Raw genomic sequence first — 18,298 nt, forward strand, 5'->3', positions numbered from 1 at the left:
TCCGTAGTTCCACCCAGAACGCGGAGAGCCGTCCGCGAACGCCGCTACCAGTTCGCGGGCCGGTAGTCCTTGAGGAAGCAGCCGTGCAGGTCCTCGCCGAGTTCCCCGCGGACGATGGGGTCGTACACGCGGGCCGCGCCGTCCTCCAGGTCCAGGGGCGCGTGGAAACCCGCCTCGGCCATCCGCTCCCGGTCCGGGTGCGGCCGCTCGTCGGTGATCCACCCGGTGTCCACACTGGTCATGAGGATGCCGTCGGTCTCCAGCATCTCCTGTGCGCTGGTCCGGGTGAGCATGTTCAGCGAGGCCTTGGCCATGTTGGTGTGCGGGTGGCCCGGCCCCTTGTACCCGCGGCCGAACACGCCCTCCATCGCGGACACGTTGACGATGTACTTGCGCCGGGCCGAGGAGGCGGCCATCGCCGGGCGCAGCCGGTCGACCAGCAGGAAGGGCGCGCTCACGTTGCACAGCTGCACCTCCAGCATCTCCACGGGGTCGATCCCGCCGATCCGCTGGGTCCAACTGTTGACCGGCGCCAGGTCCGGCACCAGCCCGCCCGCGTCGATCGCCCCTCCCTCGCGGACCCGGTCCGGATGCGCGGCACCGGTGGTCAGCGCCAGCGAGGTGAGCATCTCGGGGGTCAGGGTGTGCGGCGCGGCCTCGGCGACCTCGGCCTCCGCGGCACCCGCCAACTCCCGGGGCCGGACCCCGCCGAGCACCAGCGGTTCGGGCAGGCCCTGACCGGTGACCGGTTCGGCCTCGGCCGCGAGCAGCGGGGCGTAGGAACCCGGTGAGCGGCGGACGGTCTGGGCGGCGTTGTTGACCAGGACGTCCAGCGGTCCCTGCTCGGCCACCGAGTCGGCCAACCGCACCACCTGGCCGGGGTCGCGCAGGTCGAGGCCGACCACCCTCAGCCGGTGCATCCACCGGTCGCTGTCGGGCATCGCGGCGAACCGGCGCACGGCGTCGTTGGGGAAGCGCGTGGTGATCGTGGTGTGGGCGCCGTCGCGCAGGAGCCGCAACGCGATGTACATGCCGATCTTGGCACGGCCGCCGGTGAGCAGGGCCCGCCGCCCGGTCAGGTCGGTCCGGGCTCCGCGGCGCTGCCGGTTGAAGGCGGCGCACCCCGGGCAGAGCTGGTGGTAGAAGGCGTCGACCTCCTGGTACTTCTGCTTGCAGACGTAGCAGGGCCGGGCCTTGCGCAGGACCCCGGCGAGCCGCCCGCCCTCCTCGGCACCGCCCGTGCCGGTAGGACCCGTATCGGCGAGGCCCGGGGCGGCGGTACCGGTACCGCCCCCTGCGCCGTCGCCGTCCTCGCCGTCGGCCAGGGCACGGCTGGTCAGGGCGCGGCCGTTGGTCTCGTCGTCGATCCGGTCCGGCGCGGCCGTGGCCGTGGCGGCGAACACGGCCTCGTCATGGGCCCTGCGGGCGGCCTGGCGCTCCTTGCGCCGACGCTCCTTGAGCGCCTTGAAGAGTCGGGCGGTGGCCCGCTGGAGGGTTTTGGAGTCCTCGTGGTCGCCGGGCAGCGCCTCCGCCTCGGCGAGCACCTCCAGGCACACCCGAAGTCTGTCCGGGTCGATCCCGTCGACTGTCGTCCGCGTCACCGTTTCCGTCACCACTGCACCCCGCCGCTGTCTCCGATGGCCGCCCTGCCGGGCCATCAGGAACCCTATGCGCACTCCGGCACCGGACGGTCTGGGGGTCTTTTCTCCCGTTCAGGGCACGACGGAGCCCGGGACGGGCCACCATGGGAGGGAACAGAGTCGATACGTGTGCACCAGGTGCCACGGGTAGGGGGAGTTCCGTGACCCAGCAGACATCCGCCCCGGCCGAGAACGGGCGCGGAGCCGGACGCGAGTTCGTGGTCCTGTTGGACGAGGAACACGAACCGGTGGGGGTCGCCGACAAGGCCACCGTGCACACCGAGGACACCCCGCTGCACCTGGCCTTCTCCTGCTACGTCGTGGGCCCGGACGGCCGCGTGCTGCTCACCCGGCGCGCCCTGGGCAAGACCACCTGGCCCGGGGTGTGGACCAACAGCTGCTGCGGTCACCCCTCCCCGGAGGAGACCATGACCGAGGCGGTCCGCCGCCGGGTCCGCCAGGAGTTGGGGATCGGTCTGACCGAGGTCGCCGAGGCCCTGCCGGACTTCCGCTACCGGGCGGTGTCGGCGGAGGGGATCGTGGAGAACGAGTTCTGCCCGGTCTTCTGGGCCCGGACCGAGGACACCCCCGACCCCGACCCCGGGGAGATCGCGGAGTTCGCCTGGGCCGCCTGGCCGGACGTGGTGGCGCTCGCCGAACGGACCCCCTGGCTGATCAGCCCGTGGGCCGCCGAGCAGGTCCCCCGGCTGGCCGCGGACCGGCCCCCGGCGGTGTGAGCGCGGGCGCCCCGAACGGGTAGGAACACTCCACCCCTCAGGAGTTTGGAGCGCAGCCGATGCCCCCTCACCCGCACGGTCCCGCCCGTCCCGCCGCCCTGGTCTTCGACGTCCTCGACACCCTCTTCCCGCTCGGCCCGTTGGAGTGGCGTTTCCGGGAGGCGGGTGTCCCCCGGGTGCTGATGGCCCGGTGGCGCGACCACCTGTTGCGGGACGCGTTCGCGCTGGCCCTGCTGGGTGGGGAGCGGACCTTCGAGGACGTCGCCCGGGGATCGCTGCGGGACATCACCGGGAACCAGATCGCCCCCGCGGCGGAGGACGTCGTCATCGACGGCCTCACCCGCCTCGAACCGCGCCGTGAGGCCGCGACCGCCCTGGCCGCGGCACGCGGACGGGGGGTCCGGACCGCGGCGCTCGGGCACGGCGACGACGGGGACACCCGCCTGCTGTTGGAGCGTTCCGGGCTCCCGGTGGAGGCGGTCGTGGGCGGGGACGGCCTCGGGGCGCGGAGGCCGTCCCGGGGGCCCTATCTGGCGGCGGCCCGTGCCCTGGACGTGCCTCCGGAGCGGCTGGGGCTGGTCACCGCGCACGGGTGGGACGCGGCGGGTGGCAGGGGGGCGGGCCTGGTCACCGGTTGGTCGGCGCACCTGGAGGGGCGTTTCCCCTCGGTCTTCGAGCGCCCCGACGTCGAGGGCCGGGATCTGGCCGAGACGGTCGAGCTCATGCTCGCCCTGCCCGAATGGGGAGGACGGGAGTCGGGAGGAGACCGCGCCGCAGGCGTCCGTTGAGGGCGAAGGGCGACATGGGAAAGGAACCGCGCCGCAGGCGTCCGTTGAGGGTGGTGGCGGGCGACGGGTGGGCGGCCCTCAGCCCTCCCAGGTGCGGTCGTATTCGGGGTGGCCCCGGTAGACGGCGGCCAGGTACTTGACCGCGAGCCGCCAGGCCAGCAGTTCGGACCAGGGGTCCCCCTTGGCCTTCGCCGCCTGGGGAGAGGTGTCGAGGAGGCGCATGCTCGCGCTGTGCGCCTCGGTGTAACCGCGGACGATCTTGCGTTTGGCCGACACCTCGGCCAGTGCGCGCTCCCGACCGCGTGAGCCCACCGGCACGGCCTTGGAAGCGCGTTCGTCCTCGTCCAAACGTGCGTTCAGGAACTCCACGATGGTCAACGGACAACTCCTCTTCTCTCCCCCCCAATGCCCTACACAAGGTTCAGTATCTGCCATACGGCCTTCTCGGACCACCCGGAGGCCCCCGCTGATCCGAGCGGACACGGCGACGTGGTCCCGGGTCTCACCCGAGGCGCACGACGCCCCGTGAGAAGCTCCAGGCCCGTGAGGAGCTCTAGGCACAGCCCTCGAACTGCGGGACGCTCCGGACCACCTCCAGGTCGGTCTCGCCGAACCACTCCTCCAACAGGCCGACCGCGGTCCCGTCCTGGTACATCTCGCTGACCGCCTTGTTGACCGCCTCGCAGGCCGCGACGTCGCCGTACGGCAGGCCCACGCCGTACTTCTCGTCGGTGAACGGGTTGTTCACGAACCGGAACGCGTCAGGGTCCTCGGCCAGGAACCCGGCGAGGATCAGGTTGTCCGTGGACACCGCGTCCACCGAACCCTCGCTCAGCCGTTCGATGCAGGCGCTGTAGGTCTCCGCCTCCTGGAGCTCGCGCACCTCGATGCCGAGGCCCTCGGTGATGCGGGTGGCCGAGTTGGAGCCCGCCCCCTGACAGACGCTGCGGCCCTCCAGGTCGCGTACCCCCTCCACCCCGGTCTCGTCCGCGCGCACCAGGATGTCCTGCTTGGCCACGTAGTACGGGCCGCCGAAGGTCACCTCGGTCCTGCGCGCCGGGGTGATGGAGTAGGTCGCCACCACCATGTCGACCTCCCCGCTGATCAGTTTCTCCTCGCGTTCCGCGGAGGTGACGCCCACCAGCCGCACGTCGTCGATCCCCATGTGCCCGGCGATGTAGGCCGCGACGTCCACGTCGAACCCGACCAGCTCGCCGTCCACGTCCAGCCCCAGCCCCGGCTGGTCCTCCTTGACCCCGACCGTCAGCGAGGTCGCGTCGACCAGGGACTCCTCCCCCTCCGCGGAGCAGGCGGGCAGCGCCATCACCGCCACGGCGCCCAGAGCTGCCGCGGCCGCGCCACGGCGGTGTCGAAACCACATCGGCCTGTTCCTTGTCTCTCGGGGTCAGCGGTACTCGGCGAGCCGGGGGCGGACCCCGGCCACCACCAGTGCGAGCAGGACGAGGGATCCGAGCGGCAGCCCCCAGGACCAGTGGGACAACGCGGCGTCGCCCCGCCGGATGCCCGTGGTGAATTCCTCCCGGTGGAGGTCGGTCAGCCCGTCCAGGGCGTCCGTGTAGGCGGTGAACACCCCGTCGTCGGCGTGGGCGACCCCCATCCGGATGTCGATCGCGGCCGCCGTGTCCCCTCGCTCGGCGGCGGCACGCATCCGCTGGTCCTCCTCCTGGAGGGCGCTGTAGGCACTGAGGACCTCGGCCAGGGCGTCCTCCCGGCCCGACAGCAGGGAGGCCTGGGCGCTCTGCCCGAGGTATCCCAACGTGCCCGGGTCCCGGGGGTCGGTGCTGTCCGGGCCCGGCAGGTCCGGGTAGGCGTCCGGGATCTCACCGATCGCCTCGTAGTAGTCCGTCAGCGTGCTGGCCGGGCGGAACAGCACCTGCTGGGCGCGCTCCAGGTAGACCTGCTGGTAGTTGTCCGCGAAGTCGTCGTCCAGGAGGTAACGGCTCTGGTCCGCCTGCATGTCGGTGGCGATGGCCCCGGCCCGGGCCAGTGCCATCGCGGCGTCCAACCCCTCGTCCCTGGCTCCGCTCTGGTGGGCGCCGCTGCTGTTCAGCGCCAGGACGACGCCGAGGGTCAGCGCCACGGTCCCGGCCGTGGCGGCCAGCAGCGGGGCGTTGAACCGGCGGCGGAACCGCACCCGCAGGTAGAGCTGCAGCCCGATGAGGGCGGTCACGGCCGCCGCGCCCACCACACCGACCCACACGAGCCCGAGCGCCACCGAGGACCGCCCCGCCTCGTGGTTGGCGCGCACGATCGCGGAGGAGTCGAGCCCCAGGTTGAACGCCTTGGGCAGCAGTTCGGTGTGCATCAGCCGGGTGGCCTCCCGGTACACCTCCAGGGCCCGCGGGTCCACATCCCCCGGCGGGGCCTGGGCCTCGTCGTTGAGCAGGCGCGCCTCGCCGACCTTCTGGTCGTAGGTGCCCATCCCGTCCAGAACCGCCTGGACGTTGAACTCCTCGACGGTGTCGCCCTCGGTCAGCGACGCGGCCTGGAGCAGGGCCTCGTTGGCCCTGGCCCGACTCGCGTCGTACTGCGCCAGGGCCTCGTCCCGCCCCGAGCCCAGGTCGTGGTCGGTGCCCATGAGCAGGACGTCCGCGACGACGGCGTCCATGTCGGCCAGTGCCAGGTACAGCTCGGTGGTGGCCATGGCCTGCGGTCCCGCGTCCCGGCCCAGGACGGTGAGCCCGTCACGGGCCTGGTTGAGCGTGACCGTGGCGGACCCGAACAGGCCGGCGATGATCAGCAGGCACAGGAGCGTCAGGGCCCGCAGCCGAGCGGGCGTGGTCCGCATCGACCCGCGCAGGCGCGGCCCCCAGGAACGGAGCCGTGCCGGAGGGGGGTCCGGCTCCGCTCGCCCGGCCGCCGGGTCGGAGTTGGGGGGCATCAACGGGGTTCACCCCTTCTGAAGGATGATGACGGTCCATGCGCCGACGTAGATACGGTCACTGTCATTCAGGGGAACCTCCACGTGGCGGGCGATGGGGTCGGCGGTCCCGTTGACCGTGGTTCCGTTGGTCGACCCGGGGTCGACCAACGACCAGGTACCACCCGGGCGGGCCAGCAGGACGGCGTGGACGTGGGAGATCGCGGGGTCCCCTCCCGGTCCGCCCAGGTCGATCTCGGGGGTGAACCCCCTGGACCTGCTCCGGCGCCCGATGTGCACCCGGTCGCCCTGGAGGGTCACCCGACGCTGCCGGACCCCTGCGGGGAAGCTGATCCGGTTCGGGTCGAGCATCCCCCGGTCCACCATGTACTGGTAGTAGGCGGGGTCCGCCGCGACGACCGCACGCCAGGGCACACCGGTCGGCGCGCTGCCGGGCGCGGAGGCCCGGAGCTGGTGGCTGCCCGACCGGGAGGCGAAGTCGTAGCCGCACTCCTCGCAGAACCGGCCGGCCCGGGAGGTGCCGCACTCGGGGCACGGGCCGCCCCGGGGCCCCGGTCCCGGTCGGGAGGGGGCGGGAAGCGGGGCGGTCAGTACCTGGAGGCGCAGCCCGCAGACGTCGCAGAGGTCGGTGGCCGTGGAGTGGTGCCCTGAAGGACAACTCGGCATGGGTCCCTCCTACCCGGGTCCGGGGGTACCGCCGGTTCCCGGAGAGCACTGGCGGGGGCGGGTCCGTGCGGTCCGGGTCGAGTCGGTGTCGAGGGCCGTCTCGTCGGCCTTGTCGGCGCTGGGCCTGAGGCAGGTGGTTCCGGTGGCCGCGGCGGAGCGGCACCCGGGTTCGGCTGACCGGTCAGACCCGTGCGGCACGGGGACCCCCTCGTCCAGCGGGCACCGGCACGAGCACGACGGTGATGTTGTCCTTGCCGCCCGCTCCGAGGGCGAGGCTGACGTAGGTTCGGGACGCCTCGTGGGGTGTGCCCGCCGCTCCCGGCACGGCTTCGGTCAGGTCCTGTGCCTCGGGATAGTAGTTCCAGAGGCCGTCGCTGCAGAGCAGGACGGCGCCCGGGCCGGTGGGGGTGACGGTCGAGATGTGCGCGTCGATCTCACCCGAGTCCGCTCCCATCCAGGCGATGAGCGCGTGTGCGTTGGCGGAGCGCATCGCCTCCTCCCGGGAGAGGGCGCCCATCTGCACCATCGCCTCACTCCAGGAGTCGTCCCTGGTGAGCAGGGCCGACGCGCTGGACGCCCCTCCTCCGGAGATCCAGTAGGCGCGGCTGTCACCGACCCAGCCCACGGTGACGGCCCCCGTCGCCGGGTCCACCACGGCCGACACGAAGGTGCAGGCCGGAGCGGAACTGGGTGAGTCGGCGATCGCGGCGACCGCCTCGGCGGCGCGGATCATCGCCGTCCCGGTCGCCTCGCGGGGATCGGCACCCTGGCGCATCCGCTCAGCAAGCACGGTCGCACCCGTCTCGGCTGTGACCCGGGATGCCTCGTCGGACCGGGGTGAGCTGGACACCCCGTCGCAGACGACGGCCACGACGGTCCCGGCGGCCCGGGGCGCGTCGTCCTCGATGACCCGGATGGCCATGGCGTCCTCGTTGCGTTTGTGCCGCAGGCCGCGGTCGCTGACACCGAACGCGCGCCGGGCGCGCACCTCGACGTGGTCCCGGCCGGTCGGCTGGAGGAAACCGCACGTGCCGCAGTACCCGTCCACCACCCCGCCCGGGCACCACACGCACAGGTCGGGGTTGTCCACCGCCACGGGGTTGCTGCCGACGGAGGGCGGCGGCCAGTCGGGGACCGCCTTCGGTGCCGGGGGCGGAGCGGCCGGTCCGGGTACCGGGGGCGCGGTCTCCCGGAACAGGATCTGGGTGTCCTGGGCGCCGACGTCGTCCCGGTCCGGCTCCGGTCCGTCCGCGACCCCCTCCGCGCCGTCGTCCGTGTCCTCGTCCACGGCGGTGTGCCCGGCCGCCGCGGGTCCGACTGCACCGTGCAGACTGACCTGGGGTGCGGTCGGTGCGCCGTCGGCGGGTGTCAGGCCGGGCCGCTCGACCACCGTCGTCTCCGCCTCCGGGGACGTGCCGGAGGCCTCCGTGCCCAGTCCGGACAGGCTCGGCTGGGGCGCGGTGGGCACCTGGTCGGGTCCGCCGCGCCCTCCGGCCCCGGGCCGGTTCCGCTCCGGGAGGGTCCGGCCGCAGCCCTCGCAGAAGGAGTCGCCCGCTGACACCATGCCGGCGCAGGCAGGGCAGGTCCGTACCTTTGTCATCGCCGTTCCCTCGATCCTCACAGCAGCGTCACGGGGCGTAGGGAGTTCGCCCTGTCGATGAGTTCGTAGCGTTCCGAGGTCCGGCTGGCGCGGTGTGCCAGGGACCGGTAGCGCCGCTCCAGGTTGGCGCGGACGCCCTCCTCGGTGAGCTGGCCGTCGAGGAGCCGCCGGCCTTCGGGGGGCGCGCCGCCCGAGCGGAGCCACCCGAGGGCGGCTTCCAGGACCCGGGCGGCCAGCCGGTCGGCGGACTCGCTGTCCAGTCCGATCCGGCCGAGCCGTTCACCGGCGCGTACGTAGTCCGAGCCGTCGGTGGAACCGCTGGCGAGCACGGAGATCAGCGCGGTCTGGGCGCGGACGTACAGGCTGGACAGCTCGGGGACGGTGTCCAGGACCCTGACGGCCGCGGTCCGGTCCCCCTGCGCCAGCCGGATGCGGGCCAGGCCGAAGGCCGCGCTGACGTAGGAGTGGTCGGTGGACCAGACCGTGGCGTACTGGCGGGCGGCGGTCTCCAGTTCCCCGAGGTGCTCGCAGGCCAGGGCCAGGCCGAGCTTGGGCGCCGCCTCCCCGGGGAGGTGGCTGTAGAGCTCGTCGAAGTGGTTCCTGGCCTCGTGGAGGCTGCCCGTGCTCAGTTCGGCGACGGCGAGGTACCACATGGTCCGCCAGTCGCCGGGGACGGTCGAGCTGAACTGCTGGAGGACGTTCAGGGCCTCGCCCTGCCGTCCGACCGCGATCAGGGCCCGGGAGAGCATCAACAGGGTCTCGGGGGTCGGTGCCCGAGCCGCGCGCAGGGCCGGGACGAGCTCGGCCGGGGGCATGCCCGCGAAGCTGCGCAGGAGTTGTGCGGCCGGATCGGCCGGGTCGATGAGCGGTGCGGGGAGCAGCTCCGCGGCCCCGGTGGCGGACGGCGGGCCGAGCATGTGGTCGGCGTCGCGCGCCCCGGAGTCGGCACCGCTGGTGAAGCTCTCCGCCCCGAAAAGCGCGGAGGCCGCCGGGTGCGGGGCTCCCTCCGCATCGGAGAGGACCTCGCGGAGCACGCCGGTGAGCTGGTCCGCCATGTCCCCGGCGTCGTGGAAGCGCGCCTCGGGTTCGCGGTGGGTGGCGCGGCGCAGGAAGCGGTCGTAGGACTCGTACCGCTGGAGCAGGGGCACCTCGTGTCGGGGCGGGATGCTGTGCGGATGCCTGCGCGTGAAGCTGAAGCGGAAGCTGAGCACGGCCAGGAAGCGACCCACCGAGTAGAGGTCGGCGCTCACGGTGGGCCCCGGGCCGCGGAGTTCGTCCTCGGGGACCCGGTAGCCGGGTGTCGTGTAGACGGGGCTGAGGGTGTCGCCCGTGCGCCGGACGCCGCCCAGGTCGATGAGCTTGATCAACTCCTCGCTCTGGAGGACGTTGTCCGGTTTGAAGTCGCAGTAGAGTAGGCCCCTGGAGTGGAGGTAGCCGAGGGCGCGCAGGCACTCCAGGCCGTAGGCGATCACCTGGGCGAGGGGGAGGACCTCCTCCCCGTTTCCCTGCTCCCGCCGTTCGACGAGGAGTTCCCGCAGGGACTTGCCGCCCACGTACTCCATGACGATGTGGCCGCCGGGGATGCCGGTGCGCGGGTCGGGGTGCTGGGAGAAGTTGATGATCTTGACGATGTTGGGGTGCTCGACCTCGGAGAGGAACGCGCGCTCCGCCGCGGCCGCCTTGTGCGCCTCGGCGTCACCGGCGTTGAGCAGGCCCTTGAGGACCACCCAGCGGTCGTTGACGTTGCGGTCCCTGGCCAGGTAGATCCAGCCCAGGCCGCCGTGGGCCAGGCAGCCGAGGACCTCGTACTGGCCGCCGACCATGTCGCCCCTGACCAGTTTGGGGGTGAAGGAGAACTGGGTTCCGCAGTGGCGGCAGAACCCCTCGGTGCGGCCCGGCCGGCCGCCCCGGCTGCGGCCCACCCTCTCGCCGCAGTTTCCGCAGAAGCGGTTCTTCTCCGACACGACCGGGTCGGTCATGACCGCCTCGGAGGGGTCCTTCGCCGGCACCAGGGGGATCTGGACCATGCCCAGGCCCAGCATGCCGCGTCTGGAGCCGCGGCCGGAGCCGCCCGGTCCGCTGACCGTGCCGACGGTCGTCCCGGAGACGGTGCCCGGGCCGGAACGTCCGGAGAGGCGGATGTCGCCCGAGCTGATCGGGCGGGAGTGCGCGGACGGGTCGTTGCCCGCGGGGTCCCGGGTGAGGGGGTCGGAGGTCGGCGGACGGCCGAGGGGATCGCTCCCGGACGGGGAGGCCCTCCGGTGCCCGGTCGGCGGACCGCCTCTGGGGGGCGGCACCCCGGCGGCCGTCCGGGGGTCCGGAAAGCGCGCGGTCACGGGGGCGAGGCCGCACACGACACAGAAACCGTCCTCGATCCGGCCCCGGCAGCTGGGGGAAGCGCACTTGGTCATCTGCTCACACCACCATCAGTCTCGCCGTCTGACGCTCCGTTTCCGGGGGTGGTTCTGTTCCCCGGGTGTCCGGTTCCGGAAAGTTCCTGGATCGTCCGCTGGTAGGCGGACAGCGCCACGGTGGCCGCTCGCAGGTCACAGGGGGCGTTCCACAGCTCCCAGTGCGCCTGTCGGTGGAGTCCGCTCAGCCGCGTGTGTTCGGCCAGTCCGAGGCGGACCGCCCGAGCCCGGAAGGCGTCCAGGCGGCCCCGGAGCTCGGCCCTGCGGCGGAGCAGTCCCGACAGGCTCCGCTCCCGTTCGCGCGCGTCGTCGCCGGCCTGGTGGATGGAGCGCTGCAGCCGCCCCAGCCGTGCGCCCAGTCCGCGCCAGTCCCCCTGGGCGCGCAGGGCGTCCATCTCCACCACCGCGGCGCGCAGCCCCGGCACGGGGTCGGGGACGTCCGCGGCGGAGGGTGAGGAGATCTTCGCGACCACCCGGGTACGCAGGTCGCGGGCCCGGCCGACGGCCTGTTCGACGTCGTCGACGGCCGACACGAGGCGCTGGATGTTCTCCGTGTAGGAGTCGCGCATGCGCAGGGCGTCGCGGAGCTCGCCCCTGCTCTGGTCGAGAAGGTCCCTGAGGCGGTCCAGGGAGGAGGTGTCCACCCGGGTGTCGGTGACCAGGCGGAGGGGGTCGCGGCGGACGGTCTCGCCCTCCCGCACCAGTTGTTCGCGGAGCCCCTCGTGCTCCTCCGGGTCCAGTTCGACCATGTCGGAGAGGGTGCCGATCTCCTGCCACATGGTTTCGAGCTCCCCGAGTCTGGGGTGGAGGGTGTCCCAGGCGGTCTCCACCGCCGAGACGACCTCGGTGGCCGCCTCGTAGTCGGCGGTCATCCGGGCGACGGCCTCGGCCGGGGTGATGCGTTCGGTGTCGGGGCCGGGCAGCCCGCGTTCGTGCGGGGACCCCTCCGCCGGAGGGAGGACGACGGACTCGTCCGTCAGCAGGAACGTGAGGTCGGGCAGGGGGTCTCCCCCGCCGTTCTCCCGGATCCCGAGGGCCCGGTCGACCACGGCCCGGAAGGCGTCGTAGACCTTCCGCAGCCTGTGGACGTGTGCCTGGGCCCCCTCCCAGCGGTGACGGGTCCCGCCGTCCAGTTCGGCGTCCCTGAGCAGGCGGTAGCCCACGTGCCGGTCCAGGGACGCGAGCCTGAACGAGATGTCGTCGGCCTCCCCGCACACGCGGTTGAGCGCGTGGTCGACCCCCTCCCAGCTCATCGGCGGAACACCTGACCCGGACGCCCTCGCCACCTGCCGAACCACCTCCCGCGGGCCGGTCCGGCCCTCGTTCTCCCGCTGCCTAGGACAAGAGTCTGGCCGCGCACACCCCGAACCACAAGGGAGTACCGGGTTTTGCGGCCGCCGACGGCCACCAGCGGCCACAACCGCAACACACACGTCATCTCCGGGGGCCCGTGCACTGGGTACTACAGCAGCATGGACGAAGCAGAGGAAGAGTTCCCCGGTATCGGCGCCCCGGCCCGCCGGGCCCTGATCCGCGCCGGATACACGCGCCTGGAGCAACTGGACGGGGTGAGCGAGAGCGACCTGATGACCCTGAGCGGGATGGGGCCCACCGGAACCGACATCCTGAGCGACCTCCTGGCCGCCCGGGGCATGTCACTGGAGGCTTAGGACGTGTTCCAGGAGGAATCGGGCGCGCTCGGCGACCGGTCCCCGGGGCAGGACGACGAGTTCGTATCCACAGGCCGGGTAGGCCTCGCACATCGCCTCGAAGGTCCGTTCGGCCTCCTCCTGCGACTGGTGGCGTTCGGTGTCCCCGGTGAAGATCTCCGGCCAGGGCGGGGCCGCGAAGGCCGTGCGGTGGTAGCGGAACCGCCGGGCCGCCTCCCACACGTGTTCGGGGACCGGTAGGCCGCGCAGCATCAGGTAGCCGACCGTGTCCGGCACCCCGCGGTCGCAGACCACGAGCCCGTCGTGTCCGGCCGCCTCCCGGTGCGAGCGCATGTCCCAGGCGAGCATGAGCTCGGCGAACAGGACGTCGTCCCGCCAGGCCAGACCATGCCCGCCGATCCGGCGCTGGTCGCGGATGACCGCCCGCCCCGCCTCGGCCGTGCTCCCGTACCCGAGTCCGGCCAGGTGGTCGACCAGTGTCGTCTTGCCTGATCCCGGGCCTCCGGTGACGGCGACGAGATGGTTCACGGTGTTCCTCCGTACGTTGTCGGGCGGCTCGGCCGGACAGGGTGCGCGGCTGGTGGGTCCTGGGGCGACGAAGCACGGCGGTGCGCCGCGCCCGGGAAGGGCACGGCGCACCGCCGTGACGGGAAGGGCGTCGGGAGGGTTACGCGGTGGCCCCGTCGGCCTCGGCCTCGATGAGGTCGGCCGCGTAGGAGGCGCCGCCCTCCCGGAGCCGGGCGCTGATCCCGGCCAGCCGCTCGGCCACGTCCGGGTCCGAGGTCAGTTCGAACAGGGCCGCGCGCAGCGTCTCGGCCGTGGCGTCCTCGGTGTTGATCCGGCGGGCCACCCCGACCTCCTGGAGGCGGTCGGCGTTGTCGAACTGGTCGACCGCCTGGGGCACCGCGATCATCGGTGTGGCCGTGTACAGGCCCTCGCTGGAGCCCCCCATCCCCGCGTGGGTGACGAAGGCGTCCGCCTGCCGGAGGATGTCCAGCTGCGGCACCCAGGAATGCACCTCGGCGTTGGCCGGCACGTCCCCCAGTTCTTCGCTGTCCACGTACCTGCCGACCTGGAGCACCACGTGCCAGCCGGGCAGGTCGCCGAAGGCCCCCAGGCACTCCCGGTAGAACCCGGGCAGGTTGGTGTAGGCCGACCCGAGGGAGACCAGGAGGACGTGCTCCGCCCCGGCGGGCCTGGTCCAGGTGCCCTGGTCCTCCCGCTGGCCGAGACAGGGGCCCACGAACGTGACCGCGTCGGAGACGGTGTCGGCGTGCGGCTGCATCTCACGCGGGATCATCGCCAGTGCCCGGTCCGGCGCCCCGGCGAAGTTCGCGTGGTCCAGGTCCGTGATCCCGTTCTCGGCCAGCCAGGCGTCGAACTTGGCGTGGTGCTCGGCCGCACCGGGCTGCGCGCGCAGCCACTCCATGACGGTGTTCGCGTAGTCCGCCCAGGCCACGTAGGTCGGGGAGAGCTGGATGGACGGAATACCCCAGTTGATCCCCAGGACCCGGGCGGAGTAGCCGCCGATGTCGTACAGGAACACGTCGGGGCGGTCGTCGTCGTAGGAGTCGCGCAGGACCGGCAGGGAGTTGATCGCGTCGTCGAGGAAGATGTCCATCCCCTCGATCGGGTCGTCGGCCCACTCCTCGTCCCCGGTGGGCAGAGTGGTCGTGAAGCGGACGAGTTCGGCGCCGGTCGAGGCGATCAGCTCTCCGACCCGGTCCACGGGGTCGTTGGCGTAGGTGACGCGGTGGCCGCGGTCGACCAGTTCCCGGATGATCTCCAGGCTGGGCAGGACGTGGCTCACGGCGGGGACGCCGACCATGGCGATGTGCAGGCGACGGGTCATGTGATCTCTCCAGGGGCTGTCTACAGGTAGGACTGACGGGCGCCTGTCCCCCGGGGGGACGGCGCGGGGCGTCGGGGACGCCGTGTGCCTAGCTGTAGATCAGGGCCTGGAAGTACATGCCCCTAAGCTAACCGGACAGCCGCCGTTCGTTCAACGCCTTTTCCATCCGGCGGGCCCTCTGGAAGGAGGAGGACGGTGTCCGTTTCCCCTGTCGCTCTCGTCATCTCGATCCGGGTCCTGCCCGGTCGGCGTGGGGCGTTCCTCTCCGGCATCTCCCGCAACGCGTCCTGCGCGCTACGGGACGAACCCGGCTGCCTGCGCTTCGACGTCGTCGGCGACCCCGAGGACACCGAGGCGTTCTGGGTGTACGAGGTGTTCGCGGACGAGGAGGCGCTGGCCGCGCACCGCCTGACCCCGCACTTCCTGGCCTGGCAGGAGGAGAAGGCCGCACTGGCCGTTCCGGGAAGCCAGGTCGACCGGCGCGGCCCGCTCCTGCTCAGCGAGGGCTGACGCCCCGGCCCGAGGTGTCCCGGGCCCCGTGCCTAGGGGGTGTCCGTGCCCTCCCGCGGGTCCTTCGGGGCCCGGTGCCGTCCGCTGCCGGGGGTCGCGGTCTCGTCGTCCCCGGTCCCGCGCCCCTCCCCGGTACCGCTCTGGTCGCCCCGGAAGCCGTGGGTGTAGCCGCCGGCGTACCCCTCGTCGAAGGCGCTCACCCCGCGGGTGCCGCCCTCCTCGCCCGGCTCCCCGGTGTCGAGGAGGTCGCCTCCCCCGGCACCGGCGGCCCCGGCTCCCGCGGCGCCCTCCCCGCCGGTGTCCGGGGCCCCGGCTGCGGGGCCGCGCCCCTCCAGCGGTGCGATGTGGTCGGCGGCGCCGCGCAGCCGGAAGCCCGCGACCGCCATGACCACACCGAACACGATCGCGTAGATCCCGACGACCAGGACGATGGCCTCCGCCCCCGCCAGCGGCCAGAACCACAGGAGGAGGCCGAAGATGATCGAGAGCGCGCCGACGAAGATCAGCAGCCACTCGGAGCTGATCTGGGCGCGCAGCCGGACGGCGGTGACGATCTCGGCGACCCCGGTGACGACGGCCCACGCACCGATCAGGAAGACGAGCGCGATGACCGCGGCCATCGGCCAGATCAGGGCGAGCAGTCCCAGGATGATCCCGAGGCCGGCCTGGAGGGCCAGGGACGTCCTGGCCCCCGGGGCCGCCCGGTAGGCCGTGAAGGCGAGTGCGACCCCGTCCACCAGCGCGAAGGCACCGAAGACCACCGCCAGGGCGACCGTGGTCATGCCCGGCCAGACGAGGGCCAGCAGTCCGAAGAGCACGGCGGCCACACCCCGCAGGACCACGACCCACCAGTTTCGGCTCAGTTCTCCGAGCATGTCACCGGCCAACACGTACCGGACCATGACCAGGCCCCCTTCCTCGTGCGGTCCCGCCCCTTGTGCGGGGTCGCTCTCTGCAACTTCTCTCAACGTCGCACACTGATGACAGAAAGTACGCAAAGGGCGGGGAAAGGGAGGTTCTGCACCCGGTACGAACCCGGACACGCGGCCGCCCGCCCCGTCGGTGACGCGGGCGGGCGGTCGGAGTACTCCGGCAGGGGCGGTCAGCCCTGGCCGGGGTAGCGGCGCTCGGGAGAGCCGATGTAGTGCTGACGCGGGCGCGCGATCCGGAAGGCCGGGTCGACGCGCTGCTCGCGGTAGTGGGCGACCCAGCCGGGCAGGCGGCCGATGGCGAACAACACGGTGAACATGTTGGACGGGAAACCCATGGTGCGGTAGATGACGCCGGTGTAGAAGTCGACGTTCGGGTAGAGCTTGCGCTCGGTGAAGTACGAGTCCTGCAGCGCGGCGGCCTCGAGCTTGAGAGCGAGCGAGAAGAGCTCGTCCGGGTTGTCGTGCCGGTCGAGGATCTGGCTGGCCAGAACCTTGATCTCCTTGCTGCGCGGGTCGAAGTTCTTGTAGACCCGGTGGCCGAAGCCCATGAGGCGCATCTCGCGCGCCTTGACCTTCTCCAGGAAGTCCTCGATGGAGATACCGGAGTCGCGGATCTCCTCCAGCATCTCCAGGACGGCCTGGTTGGCGCCGCCGTGGGACGGGCCGGACAGGGCGTTGATGCCGGAGGCGACGCTGGCGTAGATGTCGGCCTTGGAGGAACCGACCACGCGCACGGTGGCGGTGGAGCAGTTCAGCTCGTGGTCGGCGTGCAGGACCAGCAGCATGCCGACGGCCTTGTTGAACAGGTCGCCGAGCTCGCCGGTGGGAGCCTTGTCACCGAAGGTCATCCGGATGAAGTTGTCGACGTAGTCGAGCGAGGTGTCCGGGTCGATCGGGGACTCACCGATGGAGTTGCGGTAGATGCGGGCCGCGATCGTCGGCAGCTTGGCCATCAGCCGGATCGTGGCGAGCTCCACCTGGCCCTCGTCGTCCGGGTCCACGCTGTCGTCGTAGTACGCGGCGAGGGTGTTCACGGCGCTGGCCATCAGTGCCATGGGGTGGCCGTTGCGAGGCATCGCGTCGATGAACGCGCCCATGTCGGCCGGGATGTCGGAGTTGTCGCGGAGCTTGTCCGAGAACTCCTTGAGCTGGCCGGGCTCCGGCAGCTCACCGTAGATCACGAGGTAGGCAACCTCGAGGAAGGTGCTGTTCACCGCGAGGTCCTCGATCGGGTACCCGCGGTAGCGCAGGATCCCGGCGGCCCCGTCAATGTAGGTGATCTTCGAGCTACACGAGGCGGTGTTGCCGAACCCGGGGTCCAGGGTCGTCATACCGGTCGACCCCAGCAGGGTCTTCAGCTCGATGGTGCTCTCACCCTCGGTACCGGTGAAAACCGGCAGCTTCAGCACGCCGCCCTCGTAGTGGAGCTCCACCGTGCGCTCTTTGTCATCGCTCATGCCCGAGGTCAACCTTTCCAGGCGGGGGATACGTGAGGTGCGTCAGACGCGGGGCGGTCCGCCACCGCGTTCTTCATTCACTCGTTATTGTTCTGTTTTGTTAAACGACAGTTAAGCAAAATCATATAAGTTTCTCCGATTCACGAACAGGTGACATGCAACACATACCCAGACGTGATCAGAATTACCGCAGAGTGAAGATTTACAAACTTTGCCGAACGTCGTTAACACCTCGCCCTGAGACGTCACGGACGACGACGGGGGTTCTCCCGCCCTGCCGCCCCCGACCTCCTGGACCGGTCCCCTGGGCACCCCGACTCCACCCGAACCGGGCCCTCGCGCGCCGTCCTTCACAGATGCGGACAGACCCGAGCAGAGTCCAGTGCGGCCAGGTCCTCGAACGTGCCCTAGTGGCCTGGCATCAGGTTACCTTCGCCCTGATCACGGGGGCTGACGCGGGGTGCCCCCGACTCGGTGATCTTGGCCTCTGCCATGCTCCCGGGCGTCCCCGGGGAGTCCCCCGGGGCGGCCTCCCCACCCGTCCCGGGACCTGAATATGTGCCCCGGGCACGAGGGTTCACACACCCGCCGGGCCGGCGGCCGACCCTCCGGCCCCGGGGCAGGGACGAACGGCCCGAACCAGCGGGCCAATTGACGGCCGAGCAGGACAAAAGTCGACAGTCGGTAACCGTCATTCACCTGGGGTAAACAATGTGGGTGCGCATTGCCGAAAAACCCGGCCCGGTGTCAGGCCGGTGCGGGGCACAGAGGCAGAAGGGCCCGGAAGGAGACGGCCGGGGTTACTCGCCCTCGTCGACGCCGCCGGCGAGCAGCGGCTCCATCAACAGCGACGGGTTGTCCCGCTCGATCACCCGCAACCGCCACTTGTTGTGCACCAACACCAACAACTCCCCGTCGTTGCGCCGCTTGAGCACCTCCGCACCCGAGAGCGCGTGCAACACCGGAGCCGACTCCGCATCCGTACGCCGCGCCACCGAGTACTCCAACGGCGAAGCCTCGATCGGCGAACGGAACTCCTGCTCCATCCGGTGCCGCACCACGTCGAACTGCAACGGACCCACCGCCGCCAGCACCGGAGCCTGCTCACCCCGCACATCCGAGGTCAGCACCTG

The 18,298-nt window shown here is 71.8% G+C and carries 16 protein-coding genes and 1 pseudogene; 4 read left to right on the forward strand and 13 right to left on the reverse strand.

The window, feature by feature from the left end; translation table 11 throughout:
• Positions 1-44: 44 nt before the first annotated feature.
• A complete protein-coding gene (locus IE195_RS01810) occupies positions 45-1,613 on the reverse strand; it encodes an SDR family NAD(P)-dependent oxidoreductase (RefSeq protein WP_373295623.1) in 1,569 nt (522 codons plus the stop codon).
• Between the two features lie 188 nt (positions 1,614-1,801).
• Here IE195_RS01810 and idi point away from each other — a divergent pair, with 188 nt between their 5' ends.
• Both idi and IE195_RS01820 read left to right on the forward strand, forming a co-directional pair.
• Entirely contained in the window at positions 1,802-2,377 is a 576-nt protein-coding gene (gene idi, locus IE195_RS01815; RefSeq protein WP_229826047.1) for an isopentenyl-diphosphate Delta-isomerase, read from the forward strand.
• A gap of 59 nt (positions 2,378-2,436) precedes the next feature.
• Complete coding sequence (locus IE195_RS01820; protein WP_191267309.1) at positions 2,437-3,165, forward strand: HAD family hydrolase; 729 nt, start codon at positions 2,437-2,439, stop codon at positions 3,163-3,165.
• A 78-nt stretch (positions 3,166-3,243) separates the two neighbouring features.
• On the opposite strand, the gene IE195_RS01825 is transcribed toward IE195_RS01820, so the two are convergent.
• From IE195_RS01825 to IE195_RS01855, 7 genes are all read right to left on the reverse strand, one after another.
• On the reverse strand, positions 3,244-3,543 hold the full coding sequence (locus IE195_RS01825) for a DUF6221 family protein (RefSeq protein ID WP_191267313.1): 300 nt from the start codon (positions 3,541-3,543) through the stop codon (positions 3,244-3,246).
• Between the two features lie 175 nt (positions 3,544-3,718).
• Positions 3,719-4,546 carry a glutamate ABC transporter substrate-binding protein gene (locus tag IE195_RS01830; RefSeq protein ID WP_191267316.1) on the reverse strand — a complete coding sequence of 276 codons (828 nt, stop codon included), beginning with the start codon at positions 4,544-4,546 and terminating at the stop codon, positions 3,719-3,721.
• A gap of 24 nt (positions 4,547-4,570) precedes the next feature.
• The gene (locus IE195_RS01835; protein ID WP_373295624.1) at positions 4,571-6,067 is read right to left on the reverse strand and encodes a GlnX family signal transduction membrane protein; all 1,497 of its coding nucleotides are present in this window, start codon (positions 6,065-6,067) and stop codon (positions 4,571-4,573) included.
• 9 nt (positions 6,068-6,076) lie between these two features.
• On the reverse strand, positions 6,077-6,733 hold the full coding sequence (locus IE195_RS01840; protein ID WP_191267320.1) for an FHA domain-containing protein: 657 nt from the start codon (positions 6,731-6,733) through the stop codon (positions 6,077-6,079).
• Between the two features lie 181 nt (positions 6,734-6,914).
• Positions 6,915-8,333, reverse strand: coding sequence for a PP2C family protein-serine/threonine phosphatase (locus IE195_RS01845; protein WP_191267323.1), 1,419 nt, complete (start codon positions 8,331-8,333; stop codon positions 6,915-6,917).
• A gap of 17 nt (positions 8,334-8,350) precedes the next feature.
• Positions 8,351-10,744, reverse strand: a complete 2,394-nt coding sequence (locus IE195_RS01850; protein ID WP_191267332.1) for a serine/threonine-protein kinase — start codon at positions 10,742-10,744, stop codon at positions 8,351-8,353.
• Positions 10,741-11,997, reverse strand: coding sequence for a hypothetical protein (locus IE195_RS01855; protein WP_191267334.1), 1,257 nt, complete (start codon positions 11,995-11,997; stop codon positions 10,741-10,743). The genes IE195_RS01850 and IE195_RS01855 overlap by 4 nt, the downstream gene beginning before the upstream one ends.
• Positions 11,998-12,216: 219 nt before the next feature.
• Here IE195_RS01855 and IE195_RS01860 point away from each other — a divergent pair, with 219 nt between their 5' ends.
• Positions 12,217-12,414 carry a helix-hairpin-helix domain-containing protein gene (locus tag IE195_RS01860; RefSeq protein ID WP_191267337.1) on the forward strand — a complete coding sequence of 66 codons (198 nt, stop codon included), beginning with the start codon at positions 12,217-12,219 and terminating at the stop codon, positions 12,412-12,414.
• Here the strand turns inward: IE195_RS01860 and IE195_RS01865 are convergent.
• On the reverse strand, positions 12,400-12,942 hold the full coding sequence (locus IE195_RS01865) for an AAA family ATPase (RefSeq protein WP_191267342.1): 543 nt from the start codon (positions 12,940-12,942) through the stop codon (positions 12,400-12,402). The two genes, IE195_RS01860 and IE195_RS01865, sit on opposite strands and share 15 nt — an antisense overlap.
• A 139-nt stretch (positions 12,943-13,081) precedes the next feature.
• A complete protein-coding gene (locus IE195_RS01870; protein WP_191267347.1) occupies positions 13,082-14,266 on the reverse strand; it encodes a macrolide family glycosyltransferase in 1,185 nt (394 codons plus the stop codon).
• 195 nt (positions 14,267-14,461) lie between these two features.
• Between IE195_RS01870 and IE195_RS01875 the strand changes: the two genes are divergently transcribed.
• A complete protein-coding gene (locus tag IE195_RS01875) occupies positions 14,462-14,776 on the forward strand; it encodes a putative quinol monooxygenase (RefSeq protein ID WP_191267351.1) in 315 nt (104 codons plus the stop codon).
• Between the two features lie 32 nt (positions 14,777-14,808).
• Here IE195_RS01875 and IE195_RS01880 read toward each other — a convergent pair whose 3' ends face one another.
• The 3 genes and pseudogenes from IE195_RS01880 to IE195_RS01890 form a co-directional block, all read right to left on the reverse strand.
• A complete protein-coding gene (locus IE195_RS01880) occupies positions 14,809-15,678 on the reverse strand; it encodes an HdeD family acid-resistance protein (RefSeq protein ID WP_191268041.1) in 870 nt (289 codons plus the stop codon).
• Between the two features lie 200 nt (positions 15,679-15,878).
• A complete protein-coding gene (locus IE195_RS01885; RefSeq protein WP_191267364.1) occupies positions 15,879-17,165 on the reverse strand; it encodes a citrate synthase in 1,287 nt (428 codons plus the stop codon).
• Between the two features lie 800 nt (positions 17,166-17,965).
• Positions 17,966-18,298 (reverse strand): annotated as a pseudogene (locus IE195_RS01890) (peptide chain release factor 3); the annotation flags it as partial.

The organism is Nocardiopsis terrae (assembly GCF_014651695.1).
Taxonomy (GTDB): Bacteria; Actinomycetota; Actinomycetes; order Streptosporangiales; family Streptosporangiaceae; genus Nocardiopsis; species Nocardiopsis terrae.